This is a genomic window from Bradyrhizobium sp. ISRA436 (assembly GCF_029910015.1).
In the GTDB taxonomy this organism is placed as follows: domain Bacteria; phylum Pseudomonadota; class Alphaproteobacteria; order Rhizobiales; family Xanthobacteraceae; genus Bradyrhizobium.
On sequence record NZ_CP094519.1, the window covers coordinates 2,557,923 to 2,582,884 of the forward strand.

Genomic DNA, 24,962 nt, shown 5'->3' on the forward strand with positions numbered 1-24,962 from the left:
GAGGCGGCATGAGCATGGAAGGTGGATGTACCTGCAGACACATCCGCTACCGCCTGACCGGCAGGCCACTGATCGTGCATGCCTGCCACTGCACCTGGTGCCAGCGCGAGACTGGCACCGTGCATGCGGTCAACGCGATGTACGAAGCCGAGCGGGTCGAGCACCTCGCGGCCGAGCCTGATATTATCGATACGCCGTCGGCCAGCGGCAAGGGCCAGAAGATCGCGCGCTGCCCGATCTGCAAGGTCGCGGTCTGGAGCAACTACCCGGGCTCGGGGCCGGCGGTGCGCTTCGTCCGCGTCGGCACCATGGATGATCCCAGCCAGTGCCCGCCCGACGTCCACATCTTCACCTCGACCAAGCAGCCCTGGGTGACGCTGCCGCCGGGCGCAAAAGTCTTCGCCGAGTTCTACGACCTCAACGAGGTGTGGTCTGACGAGGCGAAGGAGCGGCGGCGGATCATGCGGGAGAAGGCGGGGAAGAAGTGATGCGCAGCGCCATTCGGCACCAGCGGGGCCTCATGGTTCGAGACAGCGCGTTGCGCCTCCCCACCATGAAGGGAAACGTTCGTGCGGCACCGGAAATCGATCTCCTCATGGTGAGGAGACCCACGACCTGGGTCGTCTCGAACCATGAGGCCGACGGCACTGGCCGCCGGCTCAACGGTGACTAATTCACCTGACGGTCCTTCCCCGCCCAGTACGGATCACGCAAGTTCCGGCGCAAGATCTTGCCCGACGGGTTGCGCGGCAGCGCCGCGATGAAGTCGACCGACTTCGGCGTCTTGTAGCCGGCGATGCGCTCGCGCGTGAAGTTGATGATGTCGGTCGCCGTCGCCGTCTTGCCCGGCTTCATCACCACCACCGCCTTCACCGCCTCGCCCCATTTCTCGTCGGGGATGCCGATCACCGCGGCTTCCGCGATGTCGGGGTGATCGCAGAGCGCGCTCTCGACTTCGGCCGGATAGATGTTCTCACCGCCGGAGATGATCATGTCCTTGATGCGGTCGTGGATGTAGAGATAGCCGTCCTTGTCCATGTAGCCGGCATCGCCGGTGCGCAGCCAGCCGTCCTTGTCGATGGTCTTCGCCGTCGCCTCAGGCAGATTCCAGTAGCCGGCCATGTTGGAGCCGGAGCGGGTTGCGATCTCGCCGACTTCGCCGGGCGGCAGGCGGTTGCCTTCGGCGTCAAGGATCGCAAGCTCGACGCCGGGCAGGGCCTTGCCCGCGGAACGCATGCGGTCGAGCCCTTCGACATGATCCTCGGGCGGCAGCGCGACGATGGTGCCGGTGGTCTCGGTCATGCCGTACATCTGCACGAAGCCGCATTTGAAGACCTCGATGCATTCCTTCAGCAGCGTTGCGGGAATCGGGGAGGCGCCATAGAGCATGTATTTCAGGCGGGAGAAATCGACCTGCCGCGCCCGCGGCTGCCGCACCACGAACTGCATCGCGGCCGGCACCATGAAGAGCTTGGTGATGCCGGACTGCTCGAAGAAGTCGAGCACCTTGGTCGGATCGAACTCGCGGGCGATCACGCCGCGGGCGCCGTGATAGAGGCCCATCACGCCCCAGCCGGAGCCGCCGATGTGGAAGATCGGCATCGCGACCAGCGAGACGTCGTCGGTGGTCCATTTGTTCCAGTCCGGCTTGTCGGCCTCGTTGCCGGACTGCACCAGGTTGAGGAAGTTGGCGTGCGACAACATCGCGCCCTTCGGCTTGCCCGTCGTGCCCGAGGTGTAGAGCTGGATCGCGATGTCCTTCGGCGCGATCGGCACGCGTGGATCGTCGCTGCTCTGCGCGTCGCGCCAGGCGAGATAATCGGGCCATTCCGGGGCGCCGCCTTCGGTCGTGATGATCGTGCGCACGTTCGGCAGCATGTCTCTGATATTGCGCACCTGCGTGATGAATTCGGGACCGGTGAACAGCACCGGCGCCTTGCAGTCGTCGACGATAAAGGCGACCTCGGGGCCTGCAAGCCGCCAGTTCACCGGCGCCATCACCACGCCGGCCTTCATCGCGCCCATCAAGAGCTCGAAATAGAAGTCGCTGTTCTTGCCGAGATAGGCGATGCGCTCGCCTTTCTTCACGCCCATCGCGATCAACGCATTGGCGACGCGGTTGGTCTTGATGTCGAATTCGGCGAAGGTGGTCTGGCGTCCCTCGAACTCATAGGCCAGCGCATCGCCGCGGCTTTTGGCGCGGTCGCGCACCATGTCGGCAAGGTTCGCCAGTGGCTGTGCAGCGGACATGTTTCTCCCGTGGTGTTTTGTTTTGCTTGCGCGGAGTGTGGCGGCATCCGACAGCAAAGACAATACGGGAGAGGGGGCCGCGATGTTTCAACGTCGTCGTCCCGGCCTGCACCGGGAAGACACGAGAGGTCGAGGCGGATGCCGTCCCGAACCACAGGGACGAGATTAGCCCCGCGCTGCGCGATCCTTCTCGTTCTGCGCCTTGATCGACTCGCGCGCCTTGGTCCAGTCGTCGTCGCTCCAGTCGCGAAGCTGGTAGAAGTTGCCGCCCATCGCGAGCGCCTGTGCGCCGTCCATGGCGATGGTCTCGCCATTGATCCAGTCGCAGCCGCCGGAGATCAGGAACACTGCGAGGTTCTGCAATTCCTCCATGTTGCCGACGCGGCCCATCGGATTCATCGCCTTGGTCCGCGCGCCGGCCTCGTCGCCCGGCTTGATGCGCTTGCTCATGCCCTCGGTCGGGATTTCACCGGGCGCGATGGTGTTGAGGCGGATGCCGTATTTGCCCCACTCGACCGCGAGCGACATCGTCATGGCGTGGATCGCCGACTTGCTCATCGCCGACGGCACCACGTAAGGCGAGCCATTGCGCACCCAGGTCACCGTGATCGACACCACGTTGCCGCGGTGCTTGCCGGCGATCCAGCGCCGGCCCACGGCGTGCGTCACGTAGAAGGTGCCGTGCATCACGATGTTGGCGACGGCATCGAAGCCGCGCGGCGACAGCTCTTCAGAGCGCGAGATGAAATTGCCGGCGGCGTTGTTGATGAGATCAGTGAGTGGCCCGCTGGTGGTCCAGATCGCCTCGATCATCTCGTCGACGGCCTGCGCGTTGCGGATGTCGACGCCGTGGCTGACGACGCGTCCGCCATATTCGCCCATCAGCTCGGTGGCGGTCTCGTCGCAGACGCTCTTGCGGCGTCCGCAGATGTGGACCTCGGCCCCGAGCTGCAGGAACCGCGAGGCCATGGACTTGCCGAGGCCGGTGCCGCCTCCGGTTACCAGGATGCGCCGCCCGGCGAGAAGCTGATCGCTAAACATCGTTTCCACCCACGGGGGTTGTCAGTTAATTGGTCGATTGACTAAAACCGAACAACAGCCTTTCTGTAAAGCGCCAACGAGGAAAGCGGAGGAGATTTCAATGGAAGATCGCGTTTCGATATCGATTTCGGACGGTATCGCCGATGTCCGTCTGGTGCGGGCGGACAAAATGAACGCGCTCGATGCCGCGATGTTCGAGGCGCTGGTGGCCGCAACCGACCGACTTTCCAAGGAAAAAGGCCTGCGCGTGGTGGTGTTGTCCGGCGAGGGCCGGGCCTTCTGCGCCGGCCTCGACATGGGCCGCTTCGCCGCGATGAAGGAGAAGGGCGGTAACGGGGTGCCGGGCGGTGAAAAGCGGGACCTTACCGTTCGCACCCATGGCAAGGCCAACTTCCCGCAGCAGGCGGTCTGGGGCTGGCGCCAGCTTCCGGTGCCCGTGATCGCCGCGGTCCACGGCGTCGCCTTCGGCGGCGGCTTCCAGCTCGCGCTCGGCGCCGACATGCGCTTCCTCTCGCCGGACGCGCGGATGTCGATCATGGAGATCAAATGGGGCCTGGTGCCCGACATGGCGGGCACGCCGATCCTTGCGAGCCTGGTGCGTGACGACATCCTGCGCGAACTCACCTACACCGGGCGCATCTTCTCGGCACAGGAGGCCCAGAGCTACGGCCTCGCCACCCGCGTATGCGACGATCCCCGCGCCGCGGCGCTCGAGGTTGCGCGCGAGATCGCCGACAAGAGCCCGGATGCGATCCGCGCGGCAAAGCGGATGCTGAACAATCTCTCCGTCGATCCGGCTGCGGCGCTGCTTGCGGAGTCCGTCGAGCAGCAGAAGCTGCTTGGCAGCCCGAACCAGACCGAAGCCGTGCGCGCGAATCTCGAGAAGCGCGCGCCGCGCTTTGCGGATGCGTGAGCCAGCTTCCGACCTCATCCAGAGGAGCCGCGCAAGCGGCGTCTCGAGGAATGGGCCACGGGCCTCATGGTTCGAGACGGCGCGATGCGCCACCTCACCATGAGGGTAGCTATTCGAGTTGACCAAAAAGAAGAAAGAATGAGCGAAACGTCCCAACTCTTCCACGGCATCATCAGCGGCGAGCGCAAGCGTGATCACGCCGCAATCGCCGAGCGCGTCGACCGCATCGCGAGCGGCTTGCACAGGCTCGGCGTCAGGCCGGGCGACAGCGTCTGCATGCTGATGCGCAATGACATCGCCTTCATCGAGGCCGCCTATGCGGCGATGCGGCTCGGTGCCTATGGCGTGCCGATCAACTGGCACTTCAAGCCGGAGGAGATCAACTATGTGTTGACCGATTCCGGCACGCGCGTCCTGATCGCCCATGCCGATATGCTGCATGCGCTGCGCGGCGCCATTCCATCAGGTGTCACCGTGCTCAGCGTGCCGACGCCGCCGGAGATATTGGCGAACTACAAGATCGATCCCTATCATCTCGCAACGCCGGATTTCGCGATCGATTTCGAGTCCTGGCTGGTGCAGCACCCGCGCTACGAGGGGCCGGCGGTGCCGCAGCCGCAGAACATGATCTACACCTCCGGCACCACGGGCCATCCCAAGGGCGTGCGCCGCTTTGCGCCGACGCCGGCGCAGACAGCAAATGCCGAAGCGATGCGGGCGATGATCTATGGCCTGAAGCCGGGCGCGCGGGCGATCCTGCCGGGTCCGCTCTATCATTCCGCGCCGAATTCCTTCGGGCTGCGCTCCGGGCGGCTCGGCGGCGTGCTGGTGCTGATGCCGCGGTTCGACGCGGAAGAATTTCTGCGGCTAATCGAGCGCGAGAAGATCGACACCATCTTCATGGTGCCGACCATGTTCATCCGCCTGATGAAGCTGCCGGAGGAGGTGCGCAGGAAGTACGACATGTCGTCGCTGCGCCACATCATCCACGCCGCCGCGCCGTGTCCGCCCGACGTCAAGCGCGCGATGATCGAGTGGTGGGGACCGGTGATCTACGAATTCTACGGCTCGACGGAATCCGGCGCGGTCACCTTCGCCAATTCCGAGGATGCGCTGAAAAAGCCCGGCACGGTCGGCAAGATCTCGCCCGGCGCCGAGCTGCGCTTCATCGGCGATGACGGCAAGGAGGTGCCGCAAGGGCAGATCGGCGAGATCTATTCACGGATCGCCGGCAATCCCGACTTCACCTATCACAACAAGCCCGAGAAGCGCACCGAGATCGACCGCGAGGGATTCATCACCTCCGGCGACGTCGGCTATATCGACGAGGACGGCTACGTCTTCATCTGCGATCGCAAGCGCGACATGGTGATCTCGGGTGGCGTCAACATCTATCCGGCCGAGATCGAGGCGGTGCTGCATGCGGTTCCCGGCGTGCACGATTGCGCGGTGTTCGGCATTCCCGACGCAGAGTTCGGTGAGGCTCTGATGGCCGTGATCGAGCCGCAACCCGGCGTGACGCTCGACACGGCCGCGATCCGCGCAGAGCTCAAGACCTCGCTTGCCGATTACAAGGTGCCCAAGCACGTCGAGATCCAGACCAACCTGCCACGCGAGGACTCCGGCAAAATCTTCAAGCGCCGCCTGCGCGACCCGTATTGGGAACAGGCGGGGAGGAGGATCTAGCTCTCGCCCCTCGTGGCGAGATGCGGCCTTGCGGCCGCTCCTCGGGGCGAGATCGGAACTGGGCCGGACGCCTCAGCTCGCCTCGGTGTGTGCACCGCGCAAGTTCATCTTGCGCTGCGGTAAAAAAGTTGCACACTCCGAGGTATTGCCGGGCCGCTTCTGGAGTAGCCAGCCATGCCTCCCCAGACCATGCCTTCCGAGAGCGAAGTCCGCGCCAAGCGCGCCGAGGAAGCGAGCCTCTTTGAGAAAACGGCTCAGGAGGAGGATGCGCGGCTCCGCAACGACATCCGCCTGCTGGGCCGCGTCCTCGGCGATACCGTGCGGGACCAGGAAGGCGCCGACGTGTTCGAACTGGTCGAGCGCATCCGCCAGACCTCGGTCCGGTTCCACCGCGACGAGGACAAGCTGGCGCGGCGTGAGCTGGAAACCATTCTCGACGGCATGTCGATCGCCGAGACGCTGCGGATCGTCCGCGCCTTCAGCTACTTCTCCCATCTGGCCAACATCGCCGAGGACCAGAACAACATCCGCCAGATGCGCAGTGGCGGCCCGGGCGGGGCGCCACGGCGGAGCCTTCTGGAGCAAACGTTCAAGCACGCCAGGGACGCCGGCATCAGCCCGGCCGATCTCCGCAGCTTCTTCAAAGGCGCCCTGGTCAGCCCGGTGCTGACCGCGCATCCGACCGAGGTCCGCCGCAAGAGCACCATGAACCGCGAGATGGAGATCGCGAACCTGCTCGACCGCCGCGAGCGGCTGAAGATGACGCCGGACGAGAGCGAGGCCGCCGACGAGCAGCTCCGCCGCGCGGTGGTGACGCTGTGGCAGACCAATCTCCTGCGCCGGACCAAGCTGACCGTGCTCGACGAGGTCGCCAACGGCCTGTCCTTCTACGACTACACCTTCCTGCAGGAAGTCCCGCGGCTGCACTGCGCGCTGGAGGATCGCCTGAACAAGGAGGGCGGCGAGGCTGGCGATCTCGCCTCGTTCCTCAAGATCGGAAGCTGGATCGGCGGCGACCGCGACGGCAATCCCTTCGTCACCGCGGAAGTGATGCGCGGCACGCTGCGGCTGCAGTCGAGCTGCGCACTCAGCTTCTACCTCGAGGAGCTGCACGCTCTCGGTGCCGAGCTGTCGCTGGCGGCGCATCTCGCTGATGTCTCGGACGAGCTGCGCACGCTCGCCGAGCGTTCGCCCGACACCTCGCCGCACCGGAGCGGCGAGCCTTACCGTCTCGCGGTGTCGGGCATCTATGCCAGGCTCGCCGCGACCGCCGCCCGGCTCGAGGTCGAGACCAGGCGGCCGCCGGTCGGCAAGGCCGAGCCGTATGCGAGCGTCAAGGAATTCCAGGCCGATCTCGATGTGCTGAACCGCTCGCTGATCGCGAACAACTCCGGCGTGATCGCCCGCGGCCGATTGCGGCGGCTGCGGCGCGCGGTTGACTGCTTCGGCTTCCACCTCGCGCGGCTCGACATCCGCCAAAATTCGGCGGTGCACGAGCGCACCATTGCTGAGCTGCTCGATACCGCAAATGCCGGCATGTCCTATCTGGCGCTCGGCGAGGACGCCCGTGTCAGCCTGCTGGTCAATGAGTTGCGCAACGCGCGGCCGCTCGCTTCACCCTTCGTGAAGTATTCGGAGGAGACCCAGGGTGAGCTCGCAGTGTTCCGCGCAGCGGCCGAGGCGCACGCCAAATTCGGCTCCGAGGTGATCTCCCAATGCATCATCTCGATGTGCAAGGGCGTGTCCGACATGCTCGAGGTCGCGGTGCTCTTGAAGGAGGTCGGGCTGGTCAATCCATCCGGCCGCAGCGCGATCAATATCGTGCCGCTGTTCGAGACGATCGAGGACTTGCAGGCTTCCAGCGGCATCATGGACCGCATGCTGGCGCTGCACGACTACCGCAAGCTGGTCGACAGCCTCGGCAGCGTGCAGGAAGTTATGCTCGGCTACTCCGACAGCAACAAGGACGGCGGCTTCGTCACCTCGGGCTGGGAGCTCTACAAGGCCGAGATCGGCCTCGTCGAGGTGTTCGAGCGCCACGGCGTGCGTTTGCGCCTGTTCCACGGCCGCGGCGGCTCGGTCGGACGCGGCGGCGGCCCGAGCTATGACGCGATCATCGCGCAGCCCGGCGGCGCGGTGAACGGCCAGATCCGCATCACCGAGCAGGGCGAGATCATCTCCTCGAAATATTCCAATGCCGAGGTTGGCCGCAGCAATCTCGAGATCCTCGCCGCCGCGACGCTCGAGACCAGTCTGTTGCAGCCGCGGAAGAGCGCACCGCGGCCCGAATATCTGCAGGCGATGGAGCAGATCTCGGCGCTCGCCTTCAAGGCCTATCGCGGCCTCGTCTACGAGACCGAGGGCTTTGCCGACTACTTCTGGGGCTCGACCGTCATCAACGAGATCGCGACGTTGAACATCGGCAGCCGCCCGGCGTCGCGCAAGAAGACCCGCGAGATCGAGGATCTTCGCGCCATCCCCTGGGTGTTCTCCTGGGCGCAGTGCCGGCTGATGCTGCCGGGCTGGTACGGCTTTGGCAGCGCGGTGGAGACATGGATCGCCGACCATCCGGAGCAGGGCATGTCCTTCCTGCAGGAGCTCTACAAGGAATGGCCGTTCTTCCGCACGCTGCTCTCCAACATGGACATGGTGCTGGCGAAAAGCTCGATTGCGATCGCCTCGCGCTATGCAGAACTGGTTTCCGACGTCGCGCTGCGCGAGGAGATCTTCGGCCGCATCCGCAGGGAATGGCATCTCTCGATCGAGACGCTGCTCGACATCATGGGCCAGGATCGCCTGCTGCAAGGCAATCCGCTGCTGGAGCGCTCGATCCGCAACCGCTTCCCCTATCTCGACCCGCTCAACCATGTGCAGGTGGAACTGTTGAAGGAGCATCGCGCGCAGAACCCGGACGAGCAGGTGCTGCGCGGGATTCAGATCACGATCAACGGGATTTCGGCGGGGCTTAGAAACAGCGGATAATCACACGTCGTCCCGGCCTAGTGCGCAATTGCACACTAGGCCGGGACGATGACAACACTAGCAATTATGCGCGCCTCTGGTCTCCACATAGACGGCGTAGAGCGATTGGCTCGCGGTCATGAACAGGCGGTTGCGCTTCTTGCCGCCGAAGGTGAGGTTGGCGCAGGTCTCCGGTAGCAGGATCTGGCCAATGCGTTGGCCGTCGGGCGCGAACACCTGCACCCCGTCATAGCCGGGGCCGACCCAGCCGGCGCCGACCCAGATGTTGCCGTCGATGTCGACGCGCATGCCGTCCGGGAAGCCTGACTTGCCGTCCAGCGTCATGTCGATCAGCGTGCGCGGGTTGGAGAGCTTGTCGCCGTTGAGGTCGTACTGCCAGACGATGTTCTTTGCGTTCGGATAATGCGTGATGCCGGTGTCGCAGACATAGACCTTCTTGTAGTCGTGGCTGAAGGCGATGCCGTTCGGCTTGAACGGCTCGTCGGCGACCTTGGTGATCTGTCCGGTCGATGCGTCGATCCGATAGACCGCTTCCTTCTGGTAGGGCTGGTTCGAGCCGGTGTTGGCGCGCTGACCCTCATAGATCGAGATCGCGCCGTAGCCGGGATCGGTGAACCAGATCGACTTGTCGTTGGGATGCACGACCATGTCGTTCGGTCCGTTGAGCTGCTTGCCATTGGCCTGTTCTGCCAGTGACGTGATGGTCCCGTCGTGCTCGTAGCGGACCAGCCGCGTGCGTTCGGCCGTGATCTGCCGGCCCTCGAAATCGAAGGTCGAGCCGTTGGCTTCGTTCGACGGCTTGTGGAACTGCTCGGAAATGTGGCCGTCATCGTCGAGGTAGCGCAACTGCCGATTGGCCGGGATGTCGCTCCACACCAGATACTGGCCCTGCGCATTCCACGCCGGACCCTCCGCCCAGAGACATCCGGTGTAGAGCCGCTTGATCGCGGTGTTGCCGACCTTGGCCTTGAAGCGCTTGTCGTCGATCACGACGATATCGGGGTCGGGATAGCGCTGCGGTTCTGCATTGCGGCCGTAGTCGCGCGCAGCCGCATCGGACGCGGCCATCGCGGTCGCGGCCAGCGCGGTTGCACCGCGCAAGATTGTCCGACGGTCGAATGCCTTCGCGCCGTCGCCCTGATGGTCAGATGTTTGGATTGGATTAGTCATGAAGTCCTCCCAGGCTTTTGTTATGGGGAGGCCGTTCATGCGCCCGCAATCTGGCACAAAGCGGGCAAGTTGCCATGAAGCAACTAAAGAGTGTGTCGTCCCGGCGTCGTGCGCGATTGCGCACGGAGTGCGCCGAGACGACGTTTCATAAAATTGTCAGATCGGATCCCAGGTGAAGACGTCGGCCGAGCGGTCGAGCTTGTAGAACGATCCCTTCAGCGCCGGCATGCCGTGCTCGGCGATCGTCTCCGGCGTCCAGCCTTCGCCGCGATGCACCGAGCGGATCGGGCGCGACTGGCCCATCAGGAAGATCTCGTTCATGCGCACGCCGAAGATCTGCCCGGTGACGTCCTTGGCGGCGTCCGAGAGCAGGTAGGCGCATACCGGCGCGATCTTCTCCGGCCCCATCTGCTTGATCTTCTCGACACGCGCCTTCTCGGCGTCGGTTTCGGTCGGGATGGTGCCGATCATGCGGGTCCAGGCGAACGGCGATACGCAGTTCGAGCGCACGTTGAAGCGGCCCATGTCGAGTGCGATCGACTTCGACAGACCGACGATGCCGAGCTTGGCGGCGGCGTAGTTGGCCTGGCCGTAATTGCCGATCAGGCCCGAGGTCGAGGTGAAGTGCACGAAGGAGCCGCTCTCCTGCTCGCGGTAAATGCGCGCCGCAGCGTGAGAGACGTAGAACGAGCCCATCAAATGCACCTTGATGACCGCCTCGAAGGCTTCCACGCTCATCTTGTGGAAGATCATGTCGCGCAGGATGCCGGCATTGTTGACCACGCCGTCGAGCCGGCCGAAATGATCGGTCGCGGTCTTCACGATCTTGCTGGCGGGAATTGCTTCCGCCACCGACTCGAAGTTCGCGACGGCGGTGCCGCCACGCTTCTTGATCTCCTCGACCACCTCCTCGGCGGGCGCCGCGCTCGAGCCGGCGCCGTCGGCGGCGCCGCCGGGATCGTTGACGACGACCTTCGCGCCTTCGGCCGCGCAGAGCAGCGCGATCTCGCGGCCGATGCCGCGGCCCGCGCCGGTGACGATGATGACTTTATCCTGCAGTGATTTTGCCATGTGGTTCTCCTGATTGAGTGACCGTGCGCGCTTACCTCGCCCCGCTTGCGGGGAGAGGTCGGATCGCACGCGCAAGCGAGCGATCCGGGTGAAGGGGGCTTCTCCGCGAGTCTGTCCTTGTCGAGAGAGCCCCTCACCCCCTCCCTCTCCCCGCGTAGGGCGGGGAGAGGGAGGGAAAGGAGCAGTGTGTCTCTCACAGATGACTCACTTCTCGTTCGTGAAGATGATCGTGCCCGATGCCGCGAACATGCCGCCGACGCCGTGACAGACCGAGATCTTCGCATTCGGGACCTGCGCCGGCGCGATGCCGCGCATCTGCCGCACGCTCTCCTGCAGCGCATACATGCCGTACATGCCGGAGTGCATGTAGCTTAAGCCGCCACCATTGGTGTTGAGCGGCAGCTTGCCGCCGGGGCGGGTGTTGCCGTCGGCAATGAACTTGCCGGTTTCCTCATAGGGCATGAAGCCGAGGTCGCCGAGGCCGTAGAGCGGCAGGTGCGCGAAGGCGTCGTAGATCATCAGGTGATCGACGTCCTTGTGCGTGATGCCGGCTTCCTTGAAGGCCAGGGGGCCGGCCACCTTGAAGGCGCGCGAGGAGTCGAACGTCTTCATCTGGCTGACCATCGGCGTTTCCACGCTCTCGCCGGTGCCGAGGATGTAGACCGGCTTCTTCGGGAAATCCTTGGCGCGGTCGGCCGAGGTCAGGATCAGCGCACCGCCGCCGTCGGTGACGAGGCAGCACTGCAGCAGGCGGAACGGATAGGCGATCATCCGCGAATTCAGCACGTCGGCAACCGTGATCGGGTCCTTCATGGTCGCGCGCGGGTTCTTCGCCGCCCATTCGCGTTGTACGACCGCGACCATGGCGAGCTGTTCATGGGTGATGCCGTGGGTCTTCATGAAGCGCAGCACCGGAATCGGGAACATGCTCGGTGGACCGTAGACGCCGAACGGCGCCTCGAACTGGCCGTTGAGGCTGTCGGGCGGCGTGAAGCGCGGCTGCTTGCCGATCATCGACTTGCCGCTCTCGGCATGGGTGATCAGCACGGTCTTGCAGAGGCCGGCCTCGATCGCCGCGGCCGCATGGCGGACATGCAGCATGAAGGAGCAGCCGCCGACCGACGTACCGTCGACCCAGGTCGGCGTGATGCCGAGATAGTGGGCGATCTGCTGCGGCGTCTCGACCGCGGTGGCGAAGCCGTCGATGTCGGACAGTTTCAGCCCCGCATCCGCGATCGCGTTCAGCGCCGCATCCGCGTGGAGCTGGATCTGCGACACGTTCGGGATCACGCCAAGCTCGGTGGTTTCAGCCGCACCGACGACGGCAACCTGGTTCCTGCGCATCGCGTTACCCCTTTGCCGGACGGAAAACGGGAAGGGTGATCTTGTCGTCGAGCTGCTGGAACGCGACCTCGAGCAGCATGTCGAGTTCGAGCGCCTCCGGCGTCTGCGGACAATCGATGATGTTGCTCATCATGCGCGGGCCTTCGTCGAGCTCGACTACCGCGATCGCATAAGGCGGTGTGAAGCCGGGCGCGGCGGGGCGATGATTGATGACATAGCTGTAGAGCTTGCCCTTGCCGCTGGCCTTGAAGACCGAGACCTTGCGCGAGGCGCAGGAGGGACAGAACGGCCGCGGCGGAAAGTAGACATTGGCGCAGGCATCGCAACGTTGCAGGAGCAATTCGCCCGCCTTCGTGCCGTCCCAGAAGTGCTGGGTCTCCGGTGTCGGTTTTGGTTTCGCGCGCGCGGGTTCGGCCATGTCTGAAAATCCTCCCGAAATCGTTCCAATCTTGATGCGACATCGGACCAAGGCCCGTCAACGGTCTATACGTGCAGCGCGCAGCCGCCTGTGCCACGCGCATGCCGCATATTCCGTCCCTCGCACAATTGATAAGGCCGGCCTGCTTGTGTCCCTCCGGTCTCGCGCGTAGAAGGGCGCCGGTACCAAGCATCCGGGAGGAATAAGATCATGCTGAGGATGACCGGCGCGGCACTCGCTGCCAGCCTCGCAATTGCCACGCAGGCCATGGCGGCAGATGCGCCGTCCGAGATCAAGATCGGCACGCTCTATGCGTCCTCGGGGCGCTACGCCTCGATCTCGATGCCGGTCTACAGCTCGCTGAAATTCTGGGTCGAACAGAAGAACGCCGATGGCGGCGTCTTTGTGAAGGCCTTCGACAAGAAGATTCCGATCAAGCTCGTCTCCTACGACGACCAGAGCAACACCGCGACCGCCGCGACTCTTTATAACCAGCTCATCACCCAGGATAAGGTCGATCTGCTGGTGGCGGATTCCGGATCGGTGCTGACGGCGCCGGCGGTTGCGATCGCGCGCGACCACAAGATGTTCCTGTTCGATCAGACGGGCACCGGCGCGAGCTTCTTCTCCAAAGACAACCCGTATATCGCGCTGATGGCCGACCCGGTGTCGACCATCTGGCCGAAGCCGGTGGCGGACTTCATCAGCCATGACGGTCCGGGTCTCGGCATCAAGAAGATCGCGATCCTCTACGCGACCAACGAGTTCACGGGAACGCAGGCCAACGCCTTCCGCAAGTTCGTCAAGGATTCGGGCGCGCCGATCGAGATCGTCTACGACCAGGGCGTACCGACCGAGACCACGAACTACAACGTCATCATCAACAACATCAACAACGCCAATCCCGACGCGGTGATCCATTTCGGCTACGCGCCGAACGACATCGCCTTCCTGCGCAACGTCCAGGACGTCGGCATCAAGTTCAAGATGCTTTTCTCGATCTATGCCGGCCTCGAGACCGAGCTGCTCGAAAAGAATGTTGGCGCCAAGGGGCTCGAGCACATCTGGACCTATGTGCCGCCGTCCGAGCTGGATTATCCCGTCAATTTCGGGATGAACATGAAGGATTTCCGCGCCGCCTGGGAGAAGAAGTACAGCGACGGCAAGATGGAGTTCGGCTTCAATGCGGTGGCCGGCTACACCACGGCGCTGGTGATCGAGAAGACGCTGTCGGAGGCGACCAGCCTCGACCAGATGGAGCTGCGCCGCGCGGTGTTCTCGCTCAACGGCAAGCTCAAGACGCTCGACGGCACCTTCGCGCTGGATGATACGGGCGGGCAGGTCGGCGAATTGACGCCGCTCGGCCAGCTCACGGTCGACGAGCACGATCACATCAAGTTCGTCTCGATCTATCCGCACGAGACCGCGACCGGCAAGCCGGTCTATCCGGCGCCATAATGCAGTCATCGGCGTCAATCGAGGTCATCGGGGGCGGGCGGTAGCATGACCTACGCGCTCGTCGCCGGCGTGCTGTTCGGGCTGTACTTCAGCCTGGTCGGCATCGGTCTCAATCTCGTGTTCGGCGTCATGCGCATCGTCAACCTTGCGCATGGCGACATCCTGATGCTCGGCGCCTTCATCGCGGTGGGCGTGGTCGGCATCGCCGGCCTCGACCCACTGTTCGCGGTGCCGCTGGCCTTCGTGGTCTTCATCCTCGCAGGCCTGCTGTTGTACTGGGTGCTGGTGCCGCGTCTGCAGGGCTCAGCCAACCCGGAAATGCTGTCGATCATCCTGTTCTTCGGCCTGTCACAGGTGATCGAAGCCGTCACCACGATCTTCGCCGGCACCAGCGAGCGGTCGATCCAGAGCCGGCTGCTTGGAACCGTATTCACGACCATCAAAGTCAAGTGGTTCGGCGGCAAGGCCGGGGCAGGGCCGATCCAGATCTTCGGCCAGGGTTTTCCCGCACCCTGGGTGATCGCGGCTGTGACCAGCCTGATCGTGATCGCGTTCGTCTATCTCTATCTCTACCACACGCGGCTCGGCACGCTGACCCGCGCGGTGATGTCACGGCGCGACGAGGCGCTGGCGACCGGCATCGACGTCGACCGCGTGTCGGCGGCGGCGTTCGGAATCGGCTTGGGGCTCGCGGCCATCGCCGGGGTGTTCGCGCCCTTCATGTTCGGCTCGGTGACGCCGGCCTTCGGCGCGGACGCGACGGTGACGTCGTTTGCGATCGTGGTGCTGGGTTCGCTCGGCAATCCGCTCGGCACCGCACTCGGCGGCGTCGTCTACGGCGTCTGCTACATGCTGGTGCAGACCTATCTCAGTTCCTGGGCCGACCTCTTGCCCTATGTGTTGTTGATCGTGATCCTGTTGTTGCGCCCGAGCGGTCTGCTCGGAAGGCGGGTGCGCGTTGCCTAACGCATCGAAACACCTGCTGTTCATCCTGGCGCCGTTGGTCGTGGTGTTCGCACTGCTGCCCGGCGTCTATCAGAACCATCTGTTGTTGTTCAACTTCGTGATCTTCCTGATCCTCGCGCAAGGCGTGAACATCATCTATGGTTTCACCGGCTATCTGCCGTTCGGCTATGTCGGCTTCTTCGGCGCCGGCGCCTATGGCTTCGCCATCATGGTGATGCATCTGCAGACGCCGGCGCCGCTCGCGGTCGCGGTCGGTGGCTTGGTCGCCGTCGCGCTTGGCCTGCTGCTGACGCCGCTGCTGCGATTGTCCGGCGCGTATTTCGCGATCGCCAATCTGGCGGCCTCGCTTGCCGTGCTGCACTTCGTCGCCAATCCGGCGCTCGAAGGCATCACCAAGGGACCCTACGGCGTGTCGCTCACCGGGACGTTCAATCCGACGCACGCCTACTATGCTGCTGTCGCCGTGATGGCGCTGACGGTTGGCGGCGTCGTCTATCTCCGGAACTCGGCCTTCGGCCTCGCCTTGCAGGCCGTGCGCGAGGACGGGGTCTCGGCCTCGATGGCCGGCGTCAACATCGTCAAGATGCGGGTGATCGCCTGGCTCGCCTCCGCGCTGGTCGCTGGCCTCGCCGGCGGCATCTATGCCTGGTACGTCTCGGTATTCTATCCGGACAATGTGTTCTCCGGAGAGTTCAGCATCTTCGCGATCGTGTTCGCGTTGTTCGGCGGCGTTGCCACCATCACCGGACCGATCGTCGGCGTGATCATCCTCTACGGCATCTACAACCTGATCGGCTTCACCACGCCGCAGTATTTCCAGTTGATCTACGGCCTCCTGATCATGGGACTGGTGCTGTTCCTGCCCGCAGGGCTAGTGTCGCTGGCAACGCGCAGGGGGTGGTATGTCCCCTGAGCAAGCGCCCCTTCTCAAGGTTTCCAAGCTGGTCAAGCGCTTCGGTGGTTTCTACGCGCTCGATGGCCTGAGCTTTCACGTCGTGCCCGGCGAGATCCTCGGCCTCGTTGGTCCCAACGGCTCCGGCAAGACCACGGCGATCAACGTAATCTCCGGCCTCTATGCGCCTGACGGCGGCGAGGTGGTCTTCGATGGCACCACGGCCGGCGGCATCGCCTCGCACAAGCTGGTTCACCGCGGCATCAACCGCACCTTCCAGGTGCCGAAGCCGTTCTTGTCGCTGTCGGTGCGCGAGAACATCCAGGTGGCCCTGGCCTACGGGCACGCTGCCGGCCATGCCGGCGTCGCGCCGCCGTCGATGGCGGAATTGCTCGACGAATACCGGCTGAAGGAGGTCGCCGACCGCCCCGCAGCCGATCTCAACAGTGCGCAGCAGAAGATGCTGGATCTCACCCGCGCGCTCGCGACGCGCCCGCGGCTATTGCTGCTCGACGAACTCGCCGCCGGCCTCAACCCGGCCGAGCTCGACTGGATTGCCGGACGGATCAAGGCGCTGGCCGCCACCGGGATGGCGATCATCGTGGTCGAGCATCTGATGGGCTTCATCGAGCAGATCACCGACCGCGTCATCGTGCTCAATGCGGGCAAGGAGATCTTTGAAGGCACGCTCGCGACCGCAGTGCGCGAGCCGCAGGTGATCGAAGTGTTTTTGGGAGGCGAGCATGCTCACTGACGCGGCGCCGCTTCTGGACGCCGAGGGCGTCAATGCAGGCTACGGCACCATGCAGGTGCTGTGGGGCGTCGATCTTGACGTCCGCGCGGGCGAGACCGTGCTGCTGCTCGGCGCCAATGGCGCGGGCAAGACCACCTTCCTGAAATCGCTGGTCGGCCTGATCGAGACGCGCAGCGGCCATATCAATCTCGGCGGCGAGGACATCACGCGGATGCGCTCGTCAGACCGCATGAAGCGCGGCATGACCTATATGTCGGAGCTCGCGGTGTTTCCCGATCTGTCGATCGAGGAGAACATCCGGGTCGGAGCGCAAGCCTTGGGGCATGCCAATCCGGGGGCACGGGTCGACGAACTGTACGGCCTCTTCCCGGTGCTGCGCGACAAGCGCCGCGATCCGGCTTCCAGCCTTTCGGGCGGCCAGCGCAAGATGCTCGGCATCGCCAAGGCGCTGTCGGCCGATCCGAAGCTGCTGGTCATGGACGAGCCTTCGGCCGGGCTGTCGCCGTTGTTCGTCAAGGAGGTGATCCGCGCTCTCTCCAGCCTGCAGGGGCGGGGATTGGCGCTCCTGATTGCTGAGCAAAATATCAGTTTCCTTGACGTCGCCACCCGCGTGTTCGTGCTGGAGGGTGGACGGATCCGCTTCTCCGGCACGGTTGCCGAGATGAGCGGCAATGAGGAGCTACATCGCGCCTATTTCGGGTTGAAGTGATGCGGACGGTCAGGGCCGGGTCTGGCGCAAGCCATCTGGAAATCGACGCCGGTTCGCGCGACAATCAGATGCAAGCCATGAAATGAGAGCCATGCCGAACAATCCGACCCTCGCCGCCCTTGCCGCCGATCTCGCCAGCGGCGCCACCTCTGCCCGCAAGCTCGTCGAGCAGTGCATCGCCAGGATCGCTGATCCCGCTGGGGAGGGCCAGCGCACCTTCATCCATGTCGACAAGGACGCTGCCCTTGAGGCCGCCGACGCCATGGACAGGCTGCGCAAGGCCAACGCCGCGCCGTCACCCTTTGCCGGCATCCCGGTCTCGATCAAGGATCTGTTCGACATCAAGGGGCAGGTGACGCGCGCCGGTTCGCGGGCGCTGGACGATTCCGCGCCGGCGGAGGCGGATGCACCCGTCGTGGCGCGGCTGCGGCGCGCCGGCTTCATCGTGATCGGCCGCACCAACATGACCGAGTTCGCCTATTCGGGCATCGGCATCAATCCGCATTACGGTACGCCGAAGAGCGCCTGGAATCGGAATGTCGGCCATGTGCCCGGCGGCTCGTCGTCCGGCGCTGCGGTCTCGATCGCTGACGGCATGGCCTATGGTGCGCTCGGCACCGACACCGGCGGCTCCTGCCGGATTCCGGCGGCCTTCAACGGCATCGTCGGCTACAAGCCGACGCAGCGCCGCATTCCGCTCGATGGCGGCGTGCCGCTGTCGTTCACGCTCGACAGCTACGGGCCGTTGGCAAATTCGGTGGCCTGCTGCGCGACGCTCGATGCAGTGCTCGCCGACGAGAAGGTCGAGCCGCTCACCCCGCGCCCGGTGAAGGGCATGCGGCTCGCGGTGCCGACCACCGTCGTGCTCGATGATCTCGATGACGCGGTGGCCAAGACCTTCGAGCGCGCTGTGGCGGCATTGTCGCGTGCCGGTGCGTTGATCGAGCGGATCGAGCTGCCGGAGCTGCTCGATGTCGGCGTGATGAATGCAAACGGTGGCTTCTCCGCGGCCGAAAGCTACGCCTGGCATCGCTTCCTGATCGCCAGCAAGGGCGACATCTACGATCCCCGCGTGTCGGTGCGCATTCTGCGCGGCGAGGGTTTCCTTGCCGCCGACTACATCGATCTCTGCGATGCGCGGCGGTCGTTCATCGCACGCACCGAAAAGCGCATCGCACCCTATGACGCGATGGTATTGCCGACCACGGCGAATCTGCCGCCGGCCATTGCCGATCTCGCCGACGACAAGGCGTTTGCCGCGCAGAACCTGCGTGCGCTGCGCAACCCCTCGCTGATCAACGTGCTTGACGGTTGCGCGATATCGCTGCCGGCGCATCGCGAGGGCGAGGCGCCGGTCGGCCTGATGCTCGCCGCCGCCGGTGGCACGGATCGCCGCATCTTCGAACTTGCGGCCGGGATGGAGACCGTGATCCGTGTTTGACCTCACCTTCAACGTCGACGACAAGGGCGTCGCGACGCCGCTCACGCTCGAGATCAGGCAGGCCGTGATCGCCGGTTGGACCGGCCGCGATCCGGTTGCGCGCGACAAACATATCGCCGAGCTCGAGGCGCTCGGCATCGCGCGGCCCGCGACGACGCCGATCTATTACCGCTGCTCGGCGCGCCGGCTCACCTTCGCCGATGCGATCGAGGTATGCGGCGGGGACTCCAGCGGCGAGGTTGAGTTCATGCTGATCGGCTGGCAGGGCCGCACCTTCGTCGGTTGCGGTTCCGACCACACCGACCGCAAGGTCGAGAGCTACAACGTCACCGTCTCGAAGCAGATGTGCGACAAGCCGATCGCGTCCGAGCTGTGGGAGCTCGAGGATGTGATCGGCCACTGGGACCAGCTGATCCTGCGCTCCTGGGCCGTGATCGGCGGCCAGCGCGTACTCTACCAGGAAGGCACGCTGGACCACATGCTGCCGGTGCAGGACCTGATCAACAGGGGCTTCGGCGCGGGCGGATTGCCCGACGGCTGCGCGATGTTCGGCGGCACCTTCGCGGCCAAAAGCGGTATCCGCCCGGCGAGCCGCTTCGAGTTCGAGATGGAAGACCCCGTGCTGAAGCGCACGATCCGGCACGGCTACGACGTGATCACGCTGCCGGTGCTGGGCTAACCGGTTCCGCAACGCGTCATTGCGAGGAGCAAAGCGACGAAGCAATTCATTTCTCCACTTGCTGTGAGATGGATTGTTTCGCGGAGCCTGTCATCGGGCAGCGCTTTGCGCCGACCCGTTGGCTCGCAATGACGGTCGGACGATCGGAAATCGGGTGGCGCCGGATGTGATACTGCGCGAGACTTCGCCCCATGAAAGCTACAGCCAAAATCGCCGCCCATGGCGCACCATCAGATATCCCCACGCGCGTCGACGCGCTGGACTGGGGCCGGATCTCGGCTGATCTCGATGGGCAGGGATGCGCCGTCCTTCCGGGCCTGCTGACCCCGCAGGAGTGTGATGCGATCGCCGCGCTTTATCCCGATGACGGTCTGTTCCGCAGCAAGGTGGTGATGGGCCGCCACGGCTTCGGCCGCGGCGAGTACAAATACTTCTCCTATCCGCTGCCGGATCTGATCGCGGAACTCCGACCGACGCTTTACGCGCAGCTGACCGCCACGGCCAATCGCTGGAACCAGACGATGGGGATCGACATCCGCTATCCCGCATCGCATGCGGCGTTCCTCAAGCGCTGCCATGATGCCGGGCAGACGCGGCCGACGCCGCTTTTGCTGCAATATGGCGAGGGCGATTACAACTGCCTGCACCAGGATCTCTACGGCGAGCACGTGTTCCCGATCCAGGTCGCGATCCTGCTGTCGCAGCCGGGGCGCGATTTCTCCGGCGGCGAATTCGTGCTGACGGAACAGCGGCCGCGGATGCAGTCGCGGCCCGAGGTGGTGCCGCTCACGCAAGGCGACGCCGTGGCGTTTGCCGTGCATCATCGCCCGGTGCAGGGGACACGCGGCTCCTATCGCGTTAATCTGCGCCACGGCGTCAGCCGGATCCGCTCCGGCCATCGCCACACCGTTGGTGTGATCTTCCACGATGCGACGTGAGTGCGCACAAGCGTGACCGCTGATCTGTTCGAGACCGTTGGCGACGCACGGCCCCCGCGCGAGACGATGGCGGAGGGCGCCGTTGTGCTGCGCGGCTTCGCCAGGCCGTTCGAGGCCGAGCTGATCCCAGCCCTGCGCGAGATCGTAAAGCAGGCGCCGTTCCGCCATTTGATCACGCCGGGCGGCCACCGGATGTCGGTCGCGATGACCAATTGCGGCAGTCTCGGCTGGGTCTCGGACCCCAGCGGCTATCGCTATGATGGCATCGATCCGAATTCGGGTGCGCCGTGGCCGCCGATGCCGCCGGTGTTACGTAAGCTCGCCGCCGACGCCGCGGCCGAGGGTGGCTTCACTGGCTTCACGTCGGAGGCTTGCCTGATCAACCGCTATGTCCCCGGCGCCAAACTGTCCTTGCATCAGGACAAGGACGAACTGGATTTCGCCGCACCCATCGTCTCGGTGTCGCTCGGGCTGCCGGCGATCTTCCTGTTCGGCGGCCTCAAGCGCAGCGATCCGACGCGGCGCTACCGCCTGGAGCACGGCGATGTCGTGGTGTGGGGCGGGCCGTCGCGGCTCGTCTTCCACGGCGTCGCGCCGCTCGCCGAAGGCGAGCACGGCGTGCTTGGCCGCCAGCGCATCAACTTGACCTTTCGCAAGGTGCGTCGGCGCGCCGCCGGCCTTTAGGCCGCCGGCCGTCATGTATGGAATCAGTTATTCTTCGCCGGGTGGATGAACGCCCAGGGCGAGATTTCGGAATCCGTCGGCACTTCGACCGAGATAACGTAGGGGCCGCCGTCCGCCAGCGCCTTTTCCAGCACGGGGCGGAAATGATCGGGCGAGGTAACGCGCGCCGCCCCCACGTCGAAGGACCCCGCGAGCTTGACGAAGTCAGGATTGACCAGGTCGGAGGCGACGACGCGGCCGTCGAAACGTTCGCGCTGGTCGCGGCGGACATTGCCATAGGCGTTGTTGTTGAAGACCAGCGTCACCACGCCGATCTTGAACTGCACGGCCGTCGCAAGCTCCTGCACGCCGAACATAAAGCCGCCGTCGCCGGTGATCGCGACCACTGGCTTGTTCGGATTGGCCACCTTGGCCCCGAGCGCGGTCGGAAAGCCCGAGCCGAGCGTGCCCTGATAGCCTGAGGTGACGAAGGTGCGCGGCTCGTAGATCGGGAAGCCGTACCACGAGGCGAAGCCGACCTGCGACAGCTCGTCGGTCACGATGGCATTCGCCGGTAGCACCTCGCGCAGGATCTTCAGGTAAGCCATCTGCGGCTGGATGCGCTGGATCTCATGCTCGGCGGCAGCGGTCGCCTCGCGGATCGCGGCGCGGCGGCCGCTCGTCTTGCTGTAACCGGCCTTGCGCACGGCGGCGACGAGATCGGCGGTGCCAGCTTTCGCGTCGGAAATCACGGCGGCATCCGCCGGCCACCGGCGCATCTCGACAGGATCGATATCGATGCGGACGCATTTCAGCCCGTCCGGCCGATAGGGCCAGCGCGACATCGTCGGCAATTCCAGACGGGTGCCGATGCCGATCATCAGGTCGGTCTTCGGCCAGAGCTTGTAGGCCGCCGCCATCGTGAGCCCGAGTTCATGCGCATTGGAGACGATGCCGCGGCCGCTACGGAAGGCAACGACCGGCGCGTCGATCATCTCGGCAAGCTCCAGGATCTCCTCGCGTGCGTCGATCGCGCCGCTGCCGACGAAGATCATCGGCGCCTTGCTGCCGGCGATCAGGTCGGCGGCCGCCTTGATGCGGACAGGATCGGGCTGCGGCGCCGGCAGCGGGTCGAACGGCTTTACGGCCGCGACCTGGGCGCGCTGGGTGAACACGTCCCACGGCATCTCCAGCGAGGCCGGCCCGCGCCGTCCGGATAGCATCTCCTGAAAAGCGCGCGACACCATCGCCGGTGCATTGTCGGGATATTCGATGCGGTCGGCCCACTTCACGAAGGTGCGCAAGGTCGCAAGCTGATCCGGCATCTCGTGCAGATGACCGCGGCCCTTGCCGAGAAATTGCGTCGGCACCTGTCCGGTCAGGCACAGCACCGGCTCGTTGCAGCCGAATGCGGTGAGCAGCGCGGCCGAGGCATTCAGCACGCCTGGGCCGGGCACCACGCTGAACACGCCTGGCCGTCCGCTGGAGCGGGCATAGCCGAACGCCATATAGCCGCAGGCCTGCTCATGCCGCGCGCCGATCACCTTGAGCTGCGCCTGGTGGAACGCATCGAACAGGCCATAGATCTGCGCGCCGGGCAGGCCGAACACAGTGTCGACGCCGTGGCCGACAAGGCCGTTGACGATCGCTTCGCCGCCGGATGTTGAGGTCATGGCACTGTCCGTTCGTTTGCTAGTTGGCTTCGTCGACGACGCCGTTGCGTAAGGTTCCGACGCCCTCGGCCTCGACCTCGATGACGTCACCTGGCTTCAGATAGCGGGGCGGATCGAACCGCGCGCCCGCGCCGGTCGGCGTGCCCGTGACGATGACGTCGCCAGGAACCAGTGTCGTAAAGGTCGAGATGTAGTTGATGAGGTAGCGGAAGCCGAAGATCAAGCGCGAGGTGCGGTCGTCCTGCCGCGTCTCGCCGTTCACCCGCGTGGTCAGGCGGATATCGGCGATCTGCGCTTCGTTGATATAGGGCACGATCCACGGGCCGAGGCTGCCGGTGGAATCGAAATTCTTGCCCTGGGTGACGTTGAATTTCGCATGGCGCACCCAGTCGCGGATGGTGCCTTCGTTGCACAGCGAAACCGCCGCGATGTGGTCGAGCGCAGCGCTTTCCGGGATGTGCCGGCCGGCCTTGCCGACGACCAGCACGAGCTCGCCCTCATAGTCGAGCTGCGGCGAGGCGCGCGGGCGCACCAGGGGAGCGTTATGGCCGACGAAGGAGCGCGGCACGCGCAGGAACATGCTCGGATATTTCGGTGCGTCCGAGCCGTCCTTGTACTCGGCGTTGCGGTCCGGATAGTTGACGCCGATGCAGATGATCTTTTCCGGCGACGGGATCGGCGGCTGGAGGGCGACCGCGTCTAGCGCGTGATCGGGCGAGCGGGCGGCGGCGGCGTCCGCGAGCTTCATCAGCGCGCCCGCGGCGATCGCTTCGCGCAGCGTCGGATAGTCCTTGGCGAACCGCGAAGAGAGATCGACGAAGCCGGTGTCGGTGACGGCGCCATATCGGATTGCACCGTTGGCGGAATAGGTGGCGAGGCGAGGAGCAGGCATTGCAATTCCCGTCAGTCCGCAACCAGCACGTCCGCGACGAAGCGCGGCTCGCGCACGGCCTGGCCTGCGAACGGCGAGCCTTCCTCGAACCAGGAGCGCGGCGCCGGCGCGCCCCACAGCGTCTGGCGGCGCGGATCGCGCAGCGACCAGCGCAGCGGCTCGTGGTCGTGATCGCCGGTGAAGTAGTCGCTGGTGTAGAGCTCGATGCGATGGCCGTCGGGATCGCGGACATACAGGAAGAAGGCATTGGAGATGCCGTGCCGGCCGGGACCGCGCTCGATATTCTTGAGGAAGCCAGACGAGGCCATCACGTCGCAGAGATGCACTATATTCATCGCGGTCGGCACCCAATAGGCGATGTGGTGCAGGCGCGGACCCTTGCCGTTGGTGATGGCGAAGTCGTGCACATTGCCCTTGCGATGCATCCATGCCGCGGCAATGCGGCCGTTGGCGCCGTCCTCCTCGGCATATTCAGTGAGGCGGAAGCCGAGCCGGGCGTAGAAATCGACGGTGTCCTGCACCTCGGCGGCGAAGACGTTGAAATGGTCGAGCCGCTGCGGATGGCAGCCCTTGTAGAGATCGTAGCGCCGGAGCAAATGCGGGCGCTTCTCCATCGTGGCGTAGAGCTCGATCTGGAAGCCGAACGGGTCGGTGAACTGCAGCGTGCGCTCCTGGAACGGCTGGTCGACGAAGGCATGCTCGATGCCGTTCTCGGAGCAGAACGCCGCCGCCTTGTCGAGGTCGCGGTCATTGCCGACCTTGAAGCCGAGTCGGTTGCAGGTCGCCTTCGGCGCCTTGCGCAGCACCACCGAGTGATGCTGGTGCTCCTCGTAGGCCCGCAGGTACACCGCCTTGTCGTCGCGGTCCTCAATGTGCAGGCCGATGGTCTTTTCGTAGAACGCGGCGCTGGCGTCGAGGTCCGTGACGTCGAGGATGGCGTGGCTGCACCGGATGATGTTGAACGGCGGATCGAAGACGTGCTGCGGAACGGGCATTGATGTTTCCCCTCTGGATCGTCATTC

General features: G+C 64.9%; 22 protein-coding genes. 13 read left to right on the forward strand and 9 right to left on the reverse strand.

The genetic code is table 11. The annotated features are described in order from the left end of the window. The first annotated feature begins 8 nt into the window (after window positions 1–8). On the forward strand, window positions 9–488 hold the full coding sequence (locus MTX23_RS11965; protein WP_280976838.1) for a GFA family protein: 480 nt from the start codon (window positions 9–11) through the stop codon (window positions 486–488). A 181-nt stretch (window positions 489–669) separates the two neighbouring features. On the opposite strand, the gene MTX23_RS11970 is transcribed toward MTX23_RS11965, so the two are convergent. Next, entirely contained in the window at window positions 670–2,250 is a 1,581-nt protein-coding gene (locus tag MTX23_RS11970; RefSeq protein ID WP_280976839.1) for a fatty acid--CoA ligase, read from the reverse strand. A gap of 165 nt (window positions 2,251–2,415) precedes the next feature. Continuing rightward, window positions 2,416–3,291, reverse strand: coding sequence for an SDR family oxidoreductase (locus tag MTX23_RS11975; protein WP_280976840.1), 876 nt, complete (start codon window positions 3,289–3,291; stop codon window positions 2,416–2,418). A 100-nt stretch (window positions 3,292–3,391) separates the two neighbouring features. On the opposite strand from MTX23_RS11975, the gene MTX23_RS11980 reads away from it, so the two are divergent. The 3 genes from MTX23_RS11980 (at window position 3,392) to ppc (ending at window position 8,872) form a co-directional block, all read left to right on the forward strand. Continuing rightward, entirely contained in the window at window positions 3,392–4,204 is an 813-nt protein-coding gene (locus MTX23_RS11980; protein ID WP_280978054.1) for a crotonase/enoyl-CoA hydratase family protein, read from the forward strand. Between the two features lie 138 nt (window positions 4,205–4,342). After that, complete coding sequence (locus MTX23_RS11985) at window positions 4,343–5,890, forward strand: acyl-CoA synthetase (protein WP_280976841.1); 1,548 nt, start codon at window positions 4,343–4,345, stop codon at window positions 5,888–5,890. A 174-nt stretch (window positions 5,891–6,064) separates the two neighbouring features. Next, window positions 6,065–8,872, forward strand: a complete 2,808-nt coding sequence (ppc, locus tag MTX23_RS11990; RefSeq protein ID WP_280976842.1) for a phosphoenolpyruvate carboxylase — start codon at window positions 6,065–6,067, stop codon at window positions 8,870–8,872. A 57-nt stretch (window positions 8,873–8,929) separates the two neighbouring features. Here ppc and MTX23_RS11995 read toward each other — a convergent pair whose 3' ends face one another. From MTX23_RS11995 to MTX23_RS12010, 4 genes are all read right to left on the reverse strand, one after another. Continuing rightward, a complete protein-coding gene (locus MTX23_RS11995; protein ID WP_280976843.1) occupies window positions 8,930–10,042 on the reverse strand; it encodes an SMP-30/gluconolactonase/LRE family protein in 1,113 nt (370 codons plus the stop codon). A gap of 156 nt (window positions 10,043–10,198) precedes the next feature. Further along, complete coding sequence (locus tag MTX23_RS12000) at window positions 10,199–11,113, reverse strand: SDR family oxidoreductase (RefSeq protein WP_280976844.1); 915 nt, start codon at window positions 11,111–11,113, stop codon at window positions 10,199–10,201. A gap of 204 nt (window positions 11,114–11,317) precedes the next feature. After that, window positions 11,318–12,457, reverse strand: coding sequence for a thiolase (locus MTX23_RS12005; protein ID WP_280976845.1), 1,140 nt, complete (start codon window positions 12,455–12,457; stop codon window positions 11,318–11,320). 4 nt (window positions 12,458–12,461) lie between these two features. After that, on the reverse strand, window positions 12,462–12,875 hold the full coding sequence (locus MTX23_RS12010; RefSeq protein ID WP_280976846.1) for a Zn-ribbon domain-containing OB-fold protein: 414 nt from the start codon (window positions 12,873–12,875) through the stop codon (window positions 12,462–12,464). Window positions 12,876–13,085: 210 nt separating this feature from the next. Here MTX23_RS12010 and MTX23_RS12015 point away from each other — a divergent pair, with 210 nt between their 5' ends. The 9 genes from MTX23_RS12015 (at window position 13,086) to alkB (ending at window position 21,396) form a co-directional block, all read left to right on the forward strand. Next, entirely contained in the window at window positions 13,086–14,333 is a 1,248-nt protein-coding gene (locus MTX23_RS12015; protein WP_280976847.1) for an ABC transporter substrate-binding protein, read from the forward strand. A gap of 45 nt (window positions 14,334–14,378) precedes the next feature. Further along, window positions 14,379–15,299: a branched-chain amino acid ABC transporter permease gene (locus tag MTX23_RS12020; protein WP_280976849.1), complete on the forward strand. Its 921-nt coding sequence runs from the start codon at window positions 14,379–14,381 to the stop codon at window positions 15,297–15,299. Beyond that, on the forward strand, window positions 15,292–16,212 hold the full coding sequence (locus MTX23_RS12025) for a branched-chain amino acid ABC transporter permease (RefSeq protein WP_280976850.1): 921 nt from the start codon (window positions 15,292–15,294) through the stop codon (window positions 16,210–16,212). Before MTX23_RS12020 ends, MTX23_RS12025 begins: the two co-directional genes overlap by 8 nt. Beyond that, the gene (locus tag MTX23_RS12030) at window positions 16,202–16,945 is read left to right on the forward strand and encodes an ABC transporter ATP-binding protein (protein ID WP_280976851.1); all 744 of its coding nucleotides are present in this window, start codon (window positions 16,202–16,204) and stop codon (window positions 16,943–16,945) included. Before MTX23_RS12025 ends, MTX23_RS12030 begins: the two co-directional genes overlap by 11 nt. Continuing rightward, window positions 16,935–17,654, forward strand: coding sequence for an ABC transporter ATP-binding protein (locus MTX23_RS12035; protein ID WP_280976852.1), 720 nt, complete (start codon window positions 16,935–16,937; stop codon window positions 17,652–17,654). The genes MTX23_RS12030 and MTX23_RS12035 overlap by 11 nt, the downstream gene beginning before the upstream one ends. Before the next feature lie 91 nt (window positions 17,655–17,745). Continuing rightward, window positions 17,746–19,095 (forward strand): amidase, encoded by a 1,350-nt coding sequence (locus MTX23_RS12040; protein WP_280976853.1) that lies wholly within the window; start codon window positions 17,746–17,748, stop codon window positions 19,093–19,095. Continuing rightward, window positions 19,088–19,774, forward strand: coding sequence for a DUF2848 domain-containing protein (locus MTX23_RS12045; RefSeq protein WP_280976854.1), 687 nt, complete (start codon window positions 19,088–19,090; stop codon window positions 19,772–19,774). Before MTX23_RS12040 ends, MTX23_RS12045 begins: the two co-directional genes overlap by 8 nt. Window positions 19,775–19,965: 191 nt before the next feature. Next, window positions 19,966–20,712, forward strand: coding sequence for a 2OG-Fe(II) oxygenase (locus tag MTX23_RS12050; RefSeq protein ID WP_280976855.1), 747 nt, complete (start codon window positions 19,966–19,968; stop codon window positions 20,710–20,712). A gap of 12 nt (window positions 20,713–20,724) precedes the next feature. Continuing rightward, window positions 20,725–21,396, forward strand: a complete 672-nt coding sequence (gene alkB, locus MTX23_RS12055) for a DNA oxidative demethylase AlkB (protein ID WP_280976856.1) — start codon at window positions 20,725–20,727, stop codon at window positions 21,394–21,396. 23 nt (window positions 21,397–21,419) lie between these two features. Here the strand turns inward: alkB and MTX23_RS12060 are convergent, their stop codons facing one another. From MTX23_RS12060 to hpaD, 3 genes are read right to left on the reverse strand one after another with little or no spacing between them, the layout of a single operon-like run. After that, window positions 21,420–23,048 carry a thiamine pyrophosphate-dependent enzyme gene (locus tag MTX23_RS12060; RefSeq protein WP_280976857.1) on the reverse strand — a complete coding sequence of 543 codons (1,629 nt, stop codon included), beginning with the start codon at window positions 23,046–23,048 and terminating at the stop codon, window positions 21,420–21,422. 19 nt (window positions 23,049–23,067) lie between these two features. Next, the gene (locus MTX23_RS12065) at window positions 23,068–23,940 is read right to left on the reverse strand and encodes a fumarylacetoacetate hydrolase family protein (protein WP_280976858.1); all 873 of its coding nucleotides are present in this window, start codon (window positions 23,938–23,940) and stop codon (window positions 23,068–23,070) included. An 11-nt stretch (window positions 23,941–23,951) separates the two neighbouring features. Continuing rightward, window positions 23,952–24,935 carry a 3,4-dihydroxyphenylacetate 2,3-dioxygenase gene (gene hpaD / locus MTX23_RS12070; protein WP_280976859.1) on the reverse strand — a complete coding sequence of 328 codons (984 nt, stop codon included), beginning with the start codon at window positions 24,933–24,935 and terminating at the stop codon, window positions 23,952–23,954. Window positions 24,936–24,962: the final 27 nt, after the last annotated feature.